15 protein-coding genes are annotated in these 15,775 nt (G+C 75.7%); 5 read left to right on the top strand and 10 right to left on the bottom strand.

Features of this window, described 5'->3' with window-relative positions:
• Positions 1-67: 67 nt before the first annotated feature.
• Positions 68-376, top strand: a complete 309-nt coding sequence (locus tag ACGFXC_RS03085) for a DUF3040 domain-containing protein (RefSeq protein WP_393708879.1) — start codon at positions 68-70, stop codon at positions 374-376.
• Here the strand turns inward: ACGFXC_RS03085 and ACGFXC_RS03080 are convergent.
• From ACGFXC_RS03080 to ACGFXC_RS03070, 3 genes are all read right to left on the bottom strand, one after another.
• Positions 373-2,019 (bottom strand): glycoside hydrolase family 20 protein, encoded by a 1,647-nt coding sequence (locus ACGFXC_RS03080; RefSeq protein ID WP_393708877.1) that lies wholly within the window; start codon positions 2,017-2,019, stop codon positions 373-375. The two genes, ACGFXC_RS03085 and ACGFXC_RS03080, sit on opposite strands and share 4 nt — an antisense overlap.
• Positions 2,020-2,105: 86 nt before the next feature.
• Positions 2,106-2,546, bottom strand: a complete 441-nt coding sequence (locus ACGFXC_RS03075; RefSeq protein ID WP_393708875.1) for a heme-binding protein — start codon at positions 2,544-2,546, stop codon at positions 2,106-2,108.
• A gap of 34 nt (positions 2,547-2,580) precedes the next feature.
• Complete coding sequence (locus ACGFXC_RS03070; protein WP_393708873.1) at positions 2,581-3,792, bottom strand: MFS transporter; 1,212 nt, start codon at positions 3,790-3,792, stop codon at positions 2,581-2,583.
• A gap of 239 nt (positions 3,793-4,031) precedes the next feature.
• Between ACGFXC_RS03070 and ACGFXC_RS03065 the strand changes: the two genes are divergently transcribed.
• Positions 4,032-4,544: a MarR family winged helix-turn-helix transcriptional regulator gene (locus ACGFXC_RS03065; protein WP_393708871.1), complete on the top strand. Its 513-nt coding sequence runs from the start codon at positions 4,032-4,034 to the stop codon at positions 4,542-4,544.
• Here the strand turns inward: ACGFXC_RS03065 and eno are convergent.
• Positions 4,511-5,812 (bottom strand): phosphopyruvate hydratase, encoded by a 1,302-nt coding sequence (gene eno / locus ACGFXC_RS03060; RefSeq protein WP_393708869.1) that lies wholly within the window; start codon positions 5,810-5,812, stop codon positions 4,511-4,513. The two genes, ACGFXC_RS03065 and eno, sit on opposite strands and share 34 nt — an antisense overlap.
• A gap of 164 nt (positions 5,813-5,976) precedes the next feature.
• On the opposite strand from eno, the gene ACGFXC_RS03055 reads away from it, so the two are divergent.
• A complete protein-coding gene (locus tag ACGFXC_RS03055) occupies positions 5,977-6,399 on the top strand; it encodes a MarR family winged helix-turn-helix transcriptional regulator (protein ID WP_393708867.1) in 423 nt (140 codons plus the stop codon).
• Between the two features lie 20 nt (positions 6,400-6,419).
• On the opposite strand, the gene ACGFXC_RS03050 is transcribed toward ACGFXC_RS03055, so the two are convergent.
• The 4 genes from ACGFXC_RS03050 to ACGFXC_RS03035 all read right to left on the bottom strand — a co-directional run bounded on the left by ACGFXC_RS03050 (position 6,420) and on the right by ACGFXC_RS03035 (position 9,694).
• Positions 6,420-6,932, bottom strand: a complete 513-nt coding sequence (locus ACGFXC_RS03050; RefSeq protein WP_393708865.1) for a hypothetical protein — start codon at positions 6,930-6,932, stop codon at positions 6,420-6,422.
• On the bottom strand, positions 6,929-7,618 hold the full coding sequence (locus ACGFXC_RS03045; protein WP_393708863.1) for an RNA polymerase sigma factor: 690 nt from the start codon (positions 7,616-7,618) through the stop codon (positions 6,929-6,931). The genes ACGFXC_RS03050 and ACGFXC_RS03045 overlap by 4 nt, the downstream gene beginning before the upstream one ends.
• 7 nt (positions 7,619-7,625) lie before the next feature.
• Positions 7,626-8,102 carry an LAETG motif-containing sortase-dependent surface protein gene (locus ACGFXC_RS03040; RefSeq protein ID WP_393708861.1) on the bottom strand — a complete coding sequence of 159 codons (477 nt, stop codon included), beginning with the start codon at positions 8,100-8,102 and terminating at the stop codon, positions 7,626-7,628.
• Positions 8,103-8,245: 143 nt separating this feature from the next.
• On the bottom strand, positions 8,246-9,694 hold the full coding sequence (locus tag ACGFXC_RS03035) for a PLP-dependent aminotransferase family protein (RefSeq protein WP_393708860.1): 1,449 nt from the start codon (positions 9,692-9,694) through the stop codon (positions 8,246-8,248).
• A gap of 29 nt (positions 9,695-9,723) precedes the next feature.
• Here ACGFXC_RS03035 and ACGFXC_RS03030 point away from each other — a divergent pair, with 29 nt between their 5' ends.
• A complete protein-coding gene (locus ACGFXC_RS03030; protein ID WP_393708858.1) occupies positions 9,724-10,689 on the top strand; it encodes an EamA family transporter in 966 nt (321 codons plus the stop codon).
• Positions 10,690-10,753: 64 nt separating this feature from the next.
• Complete coding sequence (locus ACGFXC_RS03025; protein ID WP_393708856.1) at positions 10,754-11,599, top strand: helix-turn-helix domain-containing protein; 846 nt, start codon at positions 10,754-10,756, stop codon at positions 11,597-11,599.
• On the opposite strand, the gene ACGFXC_RS03020 is transcribed toward ACGFXC_RS03025, so the two are convergent.
• The gene (locus tag ACGFXC_RS03020; protein WP_393708854.1) at positions 11,529-12,239 is read right to left on the bottom strand and encodes a class I SAM-dependent methyltransferase; all 711 of its coding nucleotides are present in this window, start codon (positions 12,237-12,239) and stop codon (positions 11,529-11,531) included. The two genes, ACGFXC_RS03025 and ACGFXC_RS03020, sit on opposite strands and share 71 nt — an antisense overlap.
• Positions 12,240-12,278: 39 nt before the next feature.
• The gene (locus tag ACGFXC_RS03015) at positions 12,279-15,734 is read right to left on the bottom strand and encodes an endo-alpha-N-acetylgalactosaminidase family protein (RefSeq protein ID WP_393708852.1); all 3,456 of its coding nucleotides are present in this window, start codon (positions 15,732-15,734) and stop codon (positions 12,279-12,281) included.
• Between the last annotated feature and the right edge of the window lie 41 nt (positions 15,735-15,775).

The raw sequence follows: 15,775 nt of genomic DNA, 5'->3' as shown, positions 1-15,775 counted from the left end.
GCGGGTATGCGCAGGCCAAAGGCTGCGGTCCGCGCCCGGCGGTGGCGGCTGACGGAGGTGCGTCGTCATGGACGGAGCCGGACTGTCCGATCGCGAGCAGCGCGCCCTCTCCGCGATCGAGGCCGACCTCAGGAGCGACCGGTCCCTGGACCGGATCCTGCGGTCGGCGCACCGCCGCCACCGCACCCTGGCGGCCTGTGTGCTCGGCGCCCTGACGGTCGTCCTGCTCATCGCGGCGTCGGTGACCGTGGCACAGCCCCTGATCTGGGGCTTCGCCGCGGCCTGGATCCTCACCGTGTTCGCGGCCCTGCCGCCGGCCGCCGAATGGGCCCGGCGCCGCTGGCAGCTGCGCGAGCGCGGCCCGCGGGCCGGCTAGCCGAGGCGGTCGGCGAGGGTCTTGAAGGCGGTCCAGGGGGCCTGCGGGGTCCTGGCGTCCCAGACCTTCTGGGAGAGGGCCGCCAGCGGCAGGCGTATTCCGGCGGCCACCTGGTCCTGGGTCTGCGCGCCGGCCAGGTCGCACCAGACGGCGAGCCGGGCGCCGAGGATCTGCGCGTCGTGGGCGGCCGGGACGGCGGCGGTGCCGCGCAGCACGCGCGGGGTCCACTCCTCGTAGATCCGGCGGCCGGTGGGATACGTGAACTGGTTGGGCTGGCCGAGGACGTAGTACAGGTACTCGTCGTTGAGGTTGACGACCTTGCGGCCCGCGGTCAGGTACTCCAGCGGCGGCCGGGCCCCGATCTCCTTGCCGGTCCAGTACTCGGCCTGGATGTCCGGGGCGGCGGTGGCGATCCCGCCCTTGAAGAAGCCGTCGTTCCACGCCTTGAGGGCCTTGCCCGACGGGCGGACCACGGCGGCCCGGTCGTTGAGCCAGCCCGTCGCCAGGTCCTGGACGCGGGCGGTGGGCCCGTAGCGGGCGCGGGCGGCGGCCGCGAGCTTCGGGAAGGAGGCCTGCGGGTCGCGGACCACCAGCGCCTGGTACTCGTCGGCGCCCAGGTGCCAGGCCCCGGCGGGGAACAACGGCAGGTACTCGCGCAGCAGTTCGTCCACGAGGCGGGCGGACGCCGGGTTGGATATGTCGACCGCGCCCTTGACGGCCCGCCCCTGGGCGTCGCGCAGCTGGAGGTCGGGGTGGGCCCGCAGGACCGCGCCGAGGTGTCCGGGCGAATCGATCTCGGGGACGACCGTGATGTGCAGGCGGGCGGCGAGGGCCGTGATCCCGCGCACCTGGGCCTTGGTGAGGTGCGGGGTGGAGACGATCTCGGGGTGGCTGTCGGACTGGATCCGGAAGGCCTGGTCGTCGGAGAAGTGCAGTCCGAGCTGGTTGAGCTTGAGGTCGGCCATTTCGCGCAGCCGGTCCTCTATCCAGCCGGGGGTGAAGTTCTTGCGCGCGATGTCGAGGTTGAGTCCGCGCTGCGGTTTGGCCGGGGCGTCCTCGACCGTGCCCTCGGGGGCCGCACCGGCCCCGCGTATCTCCTGCTTGAGGGTGCGGGTGCCGTAGAAGACGCCCGCCTCGTCGGGGCCGGTGATCCGCACCCGGCCGTCCCGCACGGTGAGCGCGTACGACTCGGGCGGGCCGGAGCCCTTGGCGGCGAGGGCGAGCTGGACGTCGCCGGGCCCGGGCTCCGCCGCCTCGGCGTAGCCGAGCTTCAGCTCCCCGGCGAGCAGTTTCGCCTCGTCGGACAGGGCCGCGCTGTCGGCGGGGGCCACGACGACGCGTGCGGCGGGGGCCGGCTTCCAGCCGGGGCCGCGGGCGGCCCGGTGTTCGCGTACGGCGGGGACGGTGCTCGGGGCGGTGGACAGCGGGTACGCGGACGCCGGGGTCGAGGGCGGTGCGGCGGGGGTGGTACCCGGCGGAGTGACGGGGCCGGGGGTGTCGCCCGTGGCGCGGGGGGCGTCCGTGGCGGCCCGCGAGGGTTCCGCTCCGGCGGAGCAGGCCGGTACGGCGAGGGTGACCAGCGCGGCGGCCGCCGCCGTCGCCAGGGTCCTGCCCCGCCGGTTTCTCCTCGTCCGCTGCCGCATGCCGCACCCGTGTCCGCCGCCGTGTCCCCCGTACCAACCTGGCACGGGGGACACGGTGGCGCTACCCGGGGGCCGGGCGGGGCGGGTCAGGCGGCCAGGGCGTCGCGCGCGGCGGCGGCGAAGGCGTGGTCCTGTGCGGGGGCGCCGCCGCCGACGCCGATGGCGCCGACGAGGCGGCCGTCGCGGTGGACGGGGAGCCCGCCCGCGATGAAGAGGAGCGGGCGGTCCAGGGCGGTGGGCAGGGTGTGGAAGGGTCCGCCCGGCTGGACGGCGTCGACGAGGTCGGCCGTGGGGGCGTTCAGCTGGAGGGCGGTGAAGGCCTTGCGGGTGCTGGTCTCGCCGGAGATCAGGACGGCCCGGTCGTCGCGGCGGAAGGCCAGCGGGTGGCCGCCCGCGTCGAGGACGCTGACGCTGACGGTGACCCCGGCGGCTTCGGCGGCCGCCGTGGCGGTGGCGACGAGCAGTTCGGCGTCCCGGGTGGTCAGCGGGGCGACGGCGGTGCGGGGGGCGGGGGTGGCGGCGGACATGCGGTGCTCCTGTGTGCGGTGGGGGGGGTGGGGGTCAGTGGTGGGCGGGGACGGCGGCGGGGGCGCCGGCGGCGACGACCCGGCCGTCGGCCGTGCGCCGTCCCGTGCGGCGCTCCAGGGCTCCGGAGACCAGGGCGAGGACGAGGGCGGAGGCGGCCAGGGCGGCGCCGACCCAGTTCGGGGCGGTCCAGCCGAGCCCGGCGGCGATCACGAGGCCGCCGAGCCAGGCGGCGAGGGCGTTGCCGAGGTTGAAGGCGCCGATGTTGACGGCGGAGGCCAGGGTGGGGGCGCCGGCGGCCTGGTCGAGGACCCGCTTCTGCAGCGGGGGCACGGTCGCGAAGCCGAGGGCTCCGATGAGGAAGAGGGTCACGGCGGCGCCGGCCGCGCTGTGGGCGGTGAGCGTGAACAGGGCCAGTGCGACGGCGAGCGCGCCCAGGGTCGTGTACAGCATCGGCATCAGCGCACGGTCCGCGAACCGGCCCCCGACGAGGTTGCCCGCGACCATGCCGAGGCCGAGGAGGACGAGCAGCCACGTCACGGAGCTGTCGGCGAAACCGGCGACGTTGGTCATCATCGGGGTGATGTAGGTGATGGCGGCGAAGACCCCGCCGAAGCCGAGCACGGTCATCCCCATCGCGAGCAGCACCTGGACGTTGCGGAACGCGGCGATCTCGTCGCGGATCCGTACGCCGCCGGGGCGCGGGAGGTCGGGGACGAGCCGGGCGATCCCGAGGAGGCCGACGAGGCCGAGGGCGGCGACGATCAGGAAGGTGACGCGCCAGCCGAGGTGCTGCCCGACGAGGGTGCCGAGCGGGACGCCGACCACGTTGGCGACGGTCAGGCCGGTGAACATCATGGCGATCGCGCCCGCCTTCTTGTCGGGGGCGACCAGTTCGGCGGCGACGACCGCCCCGATGCCGAAGAAGGCGCCGTGGGCCAGGGAGGCGACCACGCGGCCGGCGAGCATGACGCCGAAGGCGGGTGCGAGCGCGGAGAGCACGTTGCCGACGACGAAGAGGCCCATCAGCAGCATCAGCATCCGCTTGCGGGGGACGCGGGTGCCGAGGACGGTCATCAGCGGTGCGCCGAGGACCACGCCGAGGGCGTAGCCGGTGACCAGGAAGCCGGCGGTCGGGATGGAGACGCCGTAACCGGCGGCCACCTCGGGGAGCAGGCCCATGATCACGAACTCGGTGGTGCCGATCCCGAAGGCCCCGATGGCGAGGGCGAGGAGCGCGAGAGGCATGAGGGAGGTGCCCTTCAGGGGTGTGGGGGGTGGGGTGTGCCCGGGAGGGTGGGTGCGGGAGGCATCGGGCCACAGGATCTTGCGGTCGCCGTTTGCCTTCGTCCACATTAATTGCAGACGCGGGATATTGGCAAGCGCGGGCTATTGCAGAGAGTGGCCTATCCTGGGCGGTACGCACGCGCGGCGGAACCGGCCCCCCATGAGCCGGGGCCGGCCGGCCGGACACGACGGAGGAGCCCATGACGGCCACCGACAGCGCACTGACGGGCCTCGCCCAGGGCTGGTGCGCCCTCTCGCTGCTGCACGGCCGGATCGAGGCGCACATCGAACGGGCGCTCCAGGCGGGGCACGGGCTGAGCGTGCGCGAGTACTCGCTGCTGGACGTGCTCAGCCGGCAGCACTCCGGGCCGGGCGGCCACCTGCGGATGCACCAGGTCGCGGAGTCGGTCGTACTCAGCCAGAGCGCGACGACCCGGCTGGTCAGCAGGCTGGAGGACCGCGGGCTGCTGAACCGCTACATCTGCGACACCGACCGCCGGGGCATCTACACCGACGTGAGCGGGGCGGGCCTGGCCCTCCTCGCCGAAGCCCGCCCCACCAACGACACCGCCCTGCGCGAAGCGCTCACCGAGGCCGCCCGCACCCCGGAACTGGCCCCCCTGGTCGCGGCGGTCGAGAACACCCCCGCGGGCGAGGGCACCCCCCGGGCACAGGACGGTCAGGAGCGGTCCAGGACCGCTCCGCCCGCGTAGCGGGCCGAGGCGCCCAGTTCCTCTTCGATGCGGATGAGCTGGTTGTACTTCGCCGTGCGGTCGGAGCGGGACAGCGAGCCGGTCTTGATCTGGCCGCAGCCCGTCGCCACCGCCAGGTCCGCGATGGTGGTGTCCTCCGTCTCGCCGGAGCGGTGCGACATGACGACGGTCCAGCCCGCGCGGTGCGCGGTGGCGACCGTGGCGAGGGCTTCGGTCAGGGTGCCGATCTGATTCACCTTGACCAGGACCGAGTTGCCGACGCCGGTGCGGATGCCCTCGCGCAGCAGCCCCTCGTTCGTGCAGAACACGTCGTCGCCGGTGAGCTGGCAGCGGTCGCCGACGCGGGCGGTCAGCTCCCGCCAGCCGTCCAGGTCGTCCTCGGCCATCGGGTCCTCGATGGAGACGACCGGGTACGCGTCGATCAGCTTGGCCAGGTAGTCGGCGTGTTCGGAGGGCGTACGGCGCACGCCCTCGCCCGCGTACACGTACGCGCCGTCGCGGAAGAACTCCGACGAGGCCGGGTCCATGACCAGGCCGATGTCCGTACCGGGCCGGTAGCCGGTGCGCTCGACGGCCCGCACCACGAAGTCGAGCGCCTCCTCGGCCGTGCGCAGCGCGGGCGCGAAGCCGCCCTCGTCGCCGACGCCCGTGGCGTGCCCGGCGGACAGCAGGTCGCGGCGGAGCGTGTGGAAGACCTCGGAGCCCATGCGGACGGCTTCCGCGAAGCTCTCCGCACCGATCGGAGCGATCATGAACTCCTGGAAGTCCAGCGGATTGTCGGCGTGGGCACCGCCGTTGACGATGTTCATCATCGGCAGCGGGAGGAGGCGGGCGTCGGCGCCGCCGAGGTAGCGGTAGAGCGGTTGGCGGTGGGCGGCCGCGGCCGCCTTCGCGGCGGCGAGGGAGACACCGAGGAGCGCGTTGGCGCCGAGCCGGGACTTGTCGGCGGTGCCGTCGAGGGCGATGAGCGCGGCGTCCAGACCCGCCTGATCAGCGGCGTCGCGCCCGACGACCGCCGCCGCGATGTCCCCGTTGACGTGGGCGACCGCCCGGTCGACCCCCTTGCCGTGCCAGCGCCCCGGGTCCCCGTCGCGCAGTTCCACGGCCTCCCGCGCGCCGGTGGAGGCCCCGGAGGGGACGGCGGCACGGCCGAGGGATCCGTCGGCGAGGCGGACGTCCGCCTCGACCGTGGGGTTGCCGCGGCTGTCGAGGACCCTGCGGGCGGTGACGGACCGGATGACGGTGGATTCAACTGCTGTGGAAGCCATGCGAGTTCCTTCGCGTCGAAGCGCGCCGCGGCCTTGCTGCGACAACGCTGGCGCCTGCCGCGACAGACCCTGACCCTACAGCAATGCTGTGCAGTTGTGCTGAACAGTTCCGCTGTACAGCCGGGCTGTGCATGCTCGCTGGTGAGCACCGGTTAAAGTGCCCTATGACCACCCCGGAACCCGCCGCCGTCGCCACCGAACTGCGCACCGCGATGGGCAGGCTCACGCGCCGGGTGAAGCACGAGGACCGGATCCCGCTCGGCCAGGCCTCCGTGCTCGGCACCCTCGACCGCAACGGCGCCATGACCACCAGCGATCTCGCGGCGGACCAGCGCGTACGGCCGCAGTCCATGGCCCGCGCGGTCGGCCTGCTCATGGAGCAGGGGCTCGTCGCCCGCCGGGCGCATCCGACGGACGGCCGCAAGTCCCTGGTGGACCTCTCCCCGCAGGGGCGGGCCGCCCTGGAGGCCGAACGGGGGCGCCGGGCCGGCTGGCTCGCCCAGGCCATCGAACTCGAACTCACCGACGAGGAGCGCGACGTACTGGCGCGCAGCGTCGCCCTGATGGAGCGCCTCGCCGCACGCTAGGCCGTCCTCCTCCCCCGGCGTCAGCCTCTGGACGGGGACGCGGACGCCGAGGGCCGGGAGGTGGAGGACGGCGGCTGCGACGGCATGGCGGCGCCCGCGGACGGCGGGGAGGTGCGCGCCCGGCCCGCCGGAGCGGTGGCGGGCGGCGTCGGAACCGCCGACGGGGTGGCGGAGGACGTGGCCGGCGGGGTCGGCGGGGTCGGCGGGGTCGGGGACACCGAAGGGGACGGGCTCGCGGAGGGCGCCGGCGAGGGAACGGCCGACGGGGTCGGCGGGGTGAGCTCGGGCGGCGCCGCGGGCGGCGCCGGGCGCGGCGGCGTCGCGCCCGGCCCGCCGAGCACGAGGTAGCCGGCGAGGGCGGCCGCGGCCAGTGCGCCCAGGCCCCCGACGGTCCACGCCGAGCGCCACGGCCGGCGGCGGCGCAGGTGCGGGCCCGGTGGGTCGGCCGGGCGCAGCGTCACCACGGTCACTTCCTGCGCCCGGGCCGTCAGTGCCTGGCGGAGCACCTGCTCCACGGGGCGCTCTGCGGTCATACCCGTCCCTCCAGAATCCGTTCGAGCGCGTCCAGGGCGCGGCTCGCGTTCGACTTCACCGATCCCCGGCTGATGCCGAGGGTCTCGGCGATCTCCGCCTCGCTGAGGTCCTCCCAGTAGCGCAGCACCAGCACCTGGCGCCGGCGCGGGGTCAGCCCGCGGAGCGCGGCCAGCACCTCGCGCTGCGCCTCGTCCAGGACGACGGACACCTCGGCGGAGGGGACGTCCGCCGTCACCGGCGGGATCCAGGCCCGGGCGGTGCGCCTGCGCCGCAGCACGGAGCGCGAGGTGTTCACGACGGCGGTGCGCAGGTACCCCAGGGCGTTGTCCACCTCCGCGATCTGCTCCCCGTACCGGCGGTACAGGGCGGTGAAGGCGTCCTGCACGACGTCCTCGGCGGTGGCCTGGTCGTCGACGAGGAGCACCGCCAGCCGGACCATCCGGAGCCGGTGGGCGTGGTACAGCTCACTGACGGTCGGCGGGCGCGCGGGCCCGTCCGGGGCGCCGTCCGCCCCGGACGGGCGGCCGTGACCGTAGGTGTAGTCGTAGCGGGGCGGGTACGGGGCCGGTACGGGGCCGGCCGTCGGCGCGGACCGCTCGCGGCGGGCCGCCCACCGCCACAAGCCCCGCCACGCCCGGGCGAACCCGGGCGTGAGGGGGCTGAGGGGTGGTGCGAGGTCGAGCACGGGGTCCTCAGTTGCTGGTGCGCCGCCGCACGGTGTACAGGGCTCCGGCCCCGACGGCGACGAGCCCCGCGGCTCCGGCGGCCATGGCGACGGTGGTGGCGGAAGAGCCAGTATGCGCGAGCTCGGGTCCCTCCGGTGCGGCGGAGGGCGCCGCGGTACCGGCGCCCGCCGACGGGACCGGGTCGGCGCCGGGGCGGGTCGGTGACGCGGACGGGGCCGCGCCGCCGGCGCCGGCGGAGGGGGTCGCGGAGGGGGCGCTGGAGACGGACGGGGACGGCTTGCCGCCGGGGTGGGTGGGGACCGCGCTGGGGGCGGCGGAGGGCGTGGCGGGCGGCGGGGTGGGCGACGCGCTGGCGGCGGGAGCCGACGCGCCGGAAGCCCCCTGCGCGGCGAAGGCCGGGCCGCCGAGGGCGACGACCGCCCCGGCGGCCGCGACGACGGCGGCCCGGCGGGCGGACAGGGGAACGCGCTTCAGGTTCTTCACGGGGGTTCTCCACGGTCGGGTCGAGGGCGGGAACTTCGCCCTTCACCCCTCCACGACGTGCGAGTCCCCGATCGGTTGCCGCCGGTTCCGAAGTTTTTTCCACCGGTGGCGGCGCCCGTGGCGGACGGCGCCGGGCCCGCCCCTCAGACCAGTTCGCCGAGCGCCCGCCCCAGCAGGGCCACGCCCTCCTCGATCTCGCCGGCCGGGCCCGCCGCGTACCCGAGGACCAGGCCGGGCGGGCCGGGGCGCACCCGGTGCCAGGACAGGGGGTGGACCTTGACCCCGAGGCCCAGGGCGGCAGCGGCCAGGTCGGTGTCCTCGAAGGGGGCCCCGTCGAAGGTGACCATCAGGTGCAGGCCCGCCGCCGCGCCGTGCACGCGGGCTCCGGGCAGCCGGCCGGCGACGGCGCGCAGCATGGCGTCCCGGCGGCGCCGGTGGCGGCGGCGCACGAACCGCAGGTGGCGTTCGAGTTCGCCCGAGTCCATCAGCTGGGCGAGGACGAGCTGGGCCAGCACCGGGTTGCCGAGGTCGGCGTTGCGCTTGGCGGCCGCCACCTCCTCGCGCAGCCGCGGCGGGACCAGCAGCCAGCCCAGCCGCAGGGCGGGGGCGAGCAGCTTGGAGACGCTCCCGGCGTAGCAGACGCCCTCCGGGAGCAGGGCCCGCAGGGCGGGGACGGGGGCCCGGTCGTAGCGGTGCTCGGCGTCGTAGTCGTCCTCGATGACCAGTCCCCCGGCCGCGGCCCAGTCCAGCAGGTCGCGGCGGCGTTCGCCGTCGAGGACGACCCCGGCGGGGAACTGGTGCGCCGGGGTCAGCAGCGCGGCCCGCGCCCCGCTCGCCCGCAGCGCGTCCACGTCCAACCCGGCCCCGTCCACGGGTACGGGTACGGTGTCCAGCCCGGCGGATTCCAGCTGCCCGCGGGCGCCCAGCGAGCCGGGGTCCTCCACCGCCACCCGGTGCACGCCCTGCCCGGGCAGTACCCCGGCGAGCAGCCAGAGGGCCTGGGCGACCCCGGCGACCACGATCACCTCGGCGGGGTCCGCGCGGATCCCCCGGTTGCGGGCCAGCCAGCCGGCGACGGCCGCGCGCAGGGCGGGCGCGCCCTGGGGGTCCCCGTAGCCGAAGTCGGCGGGGGTCAGGGCGGACAGCACCCGGCGCTCGGCCCGGAGCCAGGCGGTGCGCGGGAAGGCGGTGAGGTCCGGGACGCCGGGCGAGAGGTCGATCCGGCAGGGCGCGGCGCGCAGGGCGTCCACGGGACCGCCCCGGGAAACGACGGGCGGCGCGGGCGGGGCCGCGCCGGGCGGGGCGGCCACGACGACGGTGCCGGCCCGGCCCCGGCCGGCGACCTGGCCGGTTTCGGCGAGGCGCTGGTAGGCCTCGGTCACCAGGCCGCGGGAGACCCGGAGTTCGGCGGCGAGGGCCCGCCCGGCGGGCAGCCGGCTGCCGACCGGCAGGGTGCCGTCGGCGATGGCGGCGCGCAGCCGCTCGGCGAGCCATTCGGTCCGGCCGCCGGGCGGGGCCTGGCCGATGTCGAGCTGGAGGAAGTCGGAGCCGGTTGTGGGCCCCTGGGACGCGCCTTCTTTGGACCTGCTCACCGGACCATTGTGGCGCCAGGCTGGTCCGCATGAGCACTCGGCACAGCACTTCGCGCAGCACTTCGCACGGCACCTCACCCGGCACCTCGCGCACCGCCCCGCTTCCCGGACCGGTGTCCGGCGCCCCTCGGGACCTGGCCCCGGGCGTCGTCGGGATGGCACTGGTCGGCAGCAGCGTGACCGTGTCCCGGTCGCTGGTCGGGGCGCCGCTGTTCGCCGCGCAGGCGGTCCGGTACGCGGTCGCCGCGCTGGTCCTCGTCCTGCTCGCCCGGGCCGCGGGGGCGGTACTGGTGCGGCCGCGGAGCCGGGAGTGGCTGTGGCTGGCGGGGATCGCGGCGGGCGGGCTGGTGCTGTTCAACGTGGCCGTCGTACGGGGCGTCGCGCACGCCGAGCCCGCGGTGATCGCCGTCGCCGTGGCCTGCGCACCGGTCCTGCTGGGGGTGGTCGGGCCGCTGCTGGAGGGGCGCCGGCCCGCCCGGCGGGTCCTGCTGGCCGCGCCGCTTGTGGTGGCGGGCGCCGTACTGGTGGAGGGGACCGGACGCACCGACGCCGCCGGGGTGGGGTGGGCGGCGCTGGCACTGGCCTGCGAGGCGGCGTTCACGCTGCTCGCGGTGCCGGTGCTGGGGCGGCACGGCGCCTGGGGGGTGTCGGTGCACGCGGTGTGGCTCGGGGCGGTGATGCTGGCGGGGCTGTCGCTGGGGACGGAACGCCCGGGCGCCCTCGCGGAATTGACGGCGGGGCAGTGGGCGGCGGTCGGGTACCTGGCGGTGCTGGTGACGGCGGTGGCGTTCCTGCTCTGGTACCGGACGGTGGCCGCCGTGGGCTCCGGCCGGGCGGGGCTGCTGACCGGGGTCGCACCGCTCGCGGCGGCGGGGGCCGGGGCGTGCGCCGGCGGCGGCCCGCCCGGGCCGGCGGTGTGGCTGGGGCTGGGGGTGGTGCTGGCGGGCCTGGCGCTCGGCCTGCGCGGCGGCGGCGGTCCGGCCCCGCGGGGCTGACCGCGGCCGTCCGGGGTGGGCGGGCCCCTTGAGGGGGCGCCGCGGTGTGGATCACAATCCGCAGATGCCGACGCCCCCGTACAGCAGTTGGATGCGGTACTTCTCCCCCACCGCCCAGCACCGCCGTCTCGGCCTGGTCTGCCTCGGGGTGGGCGTGCAGCAGGGGGCGCTGCCGGTGGTCGGGCCGCGGGTGCTGGAGCACCACGTGGCGGTGGTGGTGACCCGGGGCCGGGGCTGGTTCGGCCACGGCGGGCGGCCGCCGCAGCCGGTGACGGCGCCCGCGCTGCTGTGGCTGGTGCCGGGGGTGGAGCACCACTACGGCCCCGACCCGGCGGGGGGCGGCTGGGACGAGTGCTTCGTGGACTTCGCGGGACCGGCCGTGACGGCGTACACCGACCTGGGCTACATCACCCCCGACCGGCCGCTGGTGCCGCTGAGCGGGACGGCCGGGGTACAGCTCGTGGTCGACGGGATCCTGCGCTCCGCCCGGCGCGGCGGGCCGCTGCTGGAGGTGGAGGCGGCGGCGGCCGTGCACGCCCTGCTGGTGGCCCTGCGCTACGCGCGCGCCGGGGTGTCCCCGCGCGGGGAGGCCGTGATGGACGCCCTGACCCGGGACGCACTGCTGCCGATCCCGGTCGCCGAGCACGCGGCGCGCCTGGGCATGGGGCTGGCGGAGCTGCGCGGGGCGGTGCGGCGCAGCACCGGCGAGGGGGTCAAGGAGTACCTCCTCGGGATCCGGCTGAGCCGCGCGAAGGAGCTGCTGGCCCGGACCGACCTGCCGGTGGCCGGGGTGGCCCGGCGGGTCGGGTACGAGGACGCGGCCTACTTCAGCCGGCTGTTCAGCCGCCGGGTGGGGATGCCGCCGGTCCGGTTCCGGGCCCAGCAGTCGGGGCGGGGGCCGGTGCGCTGACGGTGCGGGCGGGCCTGCGGGCGAAGCAGAAGAGGTGTTCCTCGGGCGGGGCGAGGGGGTCGGCGGGCCGGAAGGGCGCCGTGTGGTGGCGCAGCACCTCCAGGCCGTGCGCGGTCAGGCGGCGCAGGTGCTCCTCGGTGGAGAGGCTGCTGACGGTGACGCGGTGGCCCATCCACTCGATGTCGAGGCCCCGGATGTCGCCGGGCACGGTGGCCAGGACGAGGTGGCCGCCCGGGGCGACCCAGGAGGCCATCCGCTCCAGGGCCGCGGCGACCTCCGGCTGGTCCATGACGAGCAGCGGGAAGAAGGAGCAGACGGCGTCGTACGCGCCCGGGGCGGGCGGCGCGTAGGTGCGCACGTCGGCCTGTTCGAAGCGGGCTCCGGGAACCCGGGCGCGGGCCGTCTCGACCATGGCGGCGGAGACGTCGATGCCGGTCACCGCGCAGCCGGCCCGGACGAGCCGTTCGGCGGTGGGGCGGCCGGTGCCGCTGCCGACGTCGAGGACGCGGGCCCCGGGGGCCAGGCGCTCCGCGAGCCAGTCGAGGGCCTCGATCTGGGCGGGCACCTCCCCGAACAGTTCCTCGTAGCGCTCCCCCAGTGCGTCGAACACCTCTGCCGCTAACTCGCGTCGGTCCGTCACGGGCCTGCCCCTCCTGCCGGTCGCGGGACGCCCACGGTACTAGGAAGCCCGGTAGCCGACGGTGAGTTCGGCCAGGGAGGTCCAGGGGTTGCCGTTCACCTCCCGGGTGGCCCTGAGCCGGACGTAGCGGGCGGGCCGGGGGGTGAAGGCGGCGTCCTGGCGGGCGGTGGTGTCGGCGAAGGTGCCGGTGGCGGCCGGGGCGCCCCAGGTGACGCCGTCGGTGGAGGTGAACACCTGGTAGTCGGCGATGCGTCCGTTGCTCTGCGTCTGGCGGGGCAGGCAGTGCAGGGCGGAGACGTCGTAGGAGGCGCCGAGGTCGAGGGTGATCTCGTGGGGCATCGGGGCGGTCGCCGCGTACCACTGGGTGTGCCAGATGGTGGCGGGGTTCCCGTCGAGGACGTTCGCGGCGCTGCCGTTCTCCCCGGCGCTCTCCTGGCTGTCGGCGGCGGTGACCTTCATCCGCTCCTGCGGGACGGTGGCCTCACCGCCGCCGCCCGCGGGTCCGAGGTCGTCGACGGTCAGGTCGTCGAGGATCAGGTCGGCTTCGTCGTGGGAGTCCTCGGCGGTGGTCTTGCGCACGCCGATCCAGGCGTCCGCGCCCGCGGTGAAGGTCTGGGTGAAGGCGGTGGGGGTGCGGGCCCGGCCCAGCTCGGTGGCGCTCTCGGCGGCTCCGGAGCCGGTGACGAACCGGTAGTCCCCGGCGAAGCCGTTCTCGTAGCGCAGGCCCACCCGGTAGGCGTGTCCGGGGGTGAACCGCAGGGTCTGGGGCAGCGTGCGGTAGACGAGGCCGGGGCGTTCCTCGTGGGACTTGAGGGAGTTCTGTCCGCCGATCACGTCGTCGACGAGCTTGCCGTTCCATCCGGCCTGGGTGTAGGGCGCGTTGCGCTGCGCGAGGTGCGTACGGGGGTCGGTGGCCGGGCCGCCGGCGCCGCCGAAGACGAAGGGGCCCCAGCCGGCGTCGACGTTCTCGAAGTCCTCGGCGTAGGTGTGTCCACCGAGCGGGGTGCGGGCGCCGGGCACGACGCGGACGTCGTCCAGGACGGCGGTGCCCGGTCCGGCGGCGGCCGACAGCGTCAGCGTGGCGGTGGACCGGCCGGCGGGGACGTCGAAGAGCACCTTCATCCGCTGCATCGTGGTGCCGTTCTTCTCGCTGCCGCCCAGGCCGTCGGTGAGCGGCGAGGAGTCCGCGTACACGGAGGCGGGGGCGCCGCCGTCCGGGGTGACGCTGAGGGTGGTGGCCCGTCCGGCGGGGGTGGAGACCCAGACGGAGGCGGAGTGGGTGCCGGGGGCGAGGCCGGTCAGCCGCTGGGAGACGGCGGACGCGCGCTGCGGGCCGAAGGTCAGCTCGTTCTGGCCCTGGGCGTTGCGGGCGACGGCGGCGGCGCCGGACGGGTTCCACACGGCGAGGTCGCCCGCGGTGAAGGAGGGGTCCGCGACGGGGGTGCCCTCGCCCCAGTGGGGGTCGGGCTGCGCCGGCGCGGCGCCGTCGGTGACCACGTACGCGGTACGGGCGGCGGCGGTCAGGGTGACCTTGCCGCCCGCGGCCACGGGGAGGTCGCCGACGAGCACGCGGCCGGTGTCGGTGAGCCGGTACAGCCGGGGGGCGCTCCAGCCGGGCGGGAGGGTCCAGGTGGTGGCGCCCCCGGCCGCGTTCCAGTGGTAGAGCTTGCCGTCGCGCGGCAGGAGGTAGGCCGAGCCGTCGAGGACGGTGCGGCCACCGGTGGTGATCTTCCGGGTGCCGCCGGTGGTGGTGACGGTGGTGCCGTCGGCGAGGGTGACCGCGCCGGCGCTCCACTTCACGACCGGGGACCGCTGGAGGTACTTGGTCGGCAGGTTGACGCCGAAGGTGGTGTTCAGGAAGGCGGGGTAGTCCTTCTTGCCCTGCCAGCCCTCGTAGGCGGTGAGTTCGGCGCCGCCCAGGAGCGGGTCGCGGGCGATCCAGTCGTCCTTGGTGTGGTTGGCGATGAAGCGGGCGATGGTGGAGTTGATGCCCTTGAGGTCGCTGCCGCCGTAGTCGAGGTCCGCGGCCCAGTGGTGCCAGAGGGACTGTTCGGTGAGGGTGTTGGGGAATTCCGTGGCGAGCTGGAAGCCGAGTCCGGAGATCTCGCGCTGGAGCGCGCGGGAGACGTAGCCGTCGCCGTACCAGACGTCGACGTAGAGGAAGTCCAGGCCGGGGGCGGCCGCCTTGAGGTCGCGCAGCCGCTTCAGGCGGTCTCCGGACTGGCCGTCCTTGCGGGTGTCCACGTAGTAGGACTGGTCGAGCCAGTCCCAGCCGGTGCCGCCGCTCTGGTGGGCCGGGTCGAAGGTGGCCGAGACCGGGTACTCCTCGGTGGCGTTGATGTGGACGCCGAAGTCGGCGTTGTAGGCGTGGCCGGCGGTGATCAGGGCGCCCAGGCCTTCGGCGCCGCCCAGTTTCGCGCCGATGTTCTTGTAGTCCATGTGGGCGGAGTCGTGGCCCTCGGAGGCGTACCCCTTCAGCAGGACGAACTGGCCGAGGCCGTCGGTGGCGAGGGCGACGCGTTTGGTCTCGTCGAGGCTCCGGGCGAAGGGGTGGGTGGCCTGGGAGGCGAAGTTGAAGGGGATCCGCTGCACGACCCGGTCCGCGGTGTCCTGCCAGCCGTTGGGCGGGGTCCAGATGTCGCGGTAGGCGACGGCGGCGTCCTGCCAGTCGACGACGGAGTCCGCGTTGCGGTCGGCGGTGATCGCCACGCGGACGTACGGGAGGGGCTCGGTGTCGGTGTCGGCGGCGCCCTGGGCGCGGTAGAGCCAGGCCCCGCTCCACAGTCCGGCGCGGCGTTGCCCGCCGCGGTCGGTGACGCGCTTGCTGATCCGGCCGTTCTCGCGGGCCGTGCCGCCGGAGGGGGCGTCGTAGAGGGAGTTCGAGTCGATGGCGGCGGCCAGCCGGCCGGTGTTGACCAGTCCGTACATGACGGTGGTGGCGGCGGGGTCGACGGGGGTGGTGGCCGTGACGGGGGTGAAGGTGTCCCCGGTGCCGGTGGTGGCGGTGAACATGCGGGCCGTGGACAGCGCGGCGCCGGGCTGGCCGCTGCGGACGCTGACGAGGGTGTGGTCGGGGATCGCGAAGCTGTGGACGCGCAGGGCGGGGGTGTCCTCGATCGCGGTGACCCGGAACTCGACGACCGCTCCGGTCACCGACAGGCGGGAGCTGATGCGCACTCCGTCGAAGGACATCACGTAGTCCACGGCGGAGGCGGAGCGGGTGGAGGTCACGGACGGGGTGTAGGAGGTCCCGTTGACGAGGACGGTGCTCAGCGGGTCCTCGTTGCCGTCCAGGACGTCGCCGGTGGCCCGCCGGGTGTAGCCGATGACGCGGGGGAAGGCGGCGTCGACGCCGACGGACAGCTCGGCCGAGGTGATCGTCACGGGGGCGGCGGCCGGTGCGGCGGCCGGGGCCGCGGACACCGGTCCCGGCAGGACGAGGGTGGCCAGGAGGGCGGCGGCCGCGGCTGCGGCCGGCCAGAGGGGGGTGCGCATCGGGCCTCCGGGAATCGGCGCTTCCTTGCACGTGCTCGGAA

It is taken from the genome of Streptomyces sp. NPDC048507 (assembly GCF_043199995.1).
Classification (GTDB): domain Bacteria; phylum Actinomycetota; class Actinomycetes; order Streptomycetales; family Streptomycetaceae; genus Streptomyces.
This window is presented reverse-complemented; position numbering and strand designations above follow the sequence as displayed.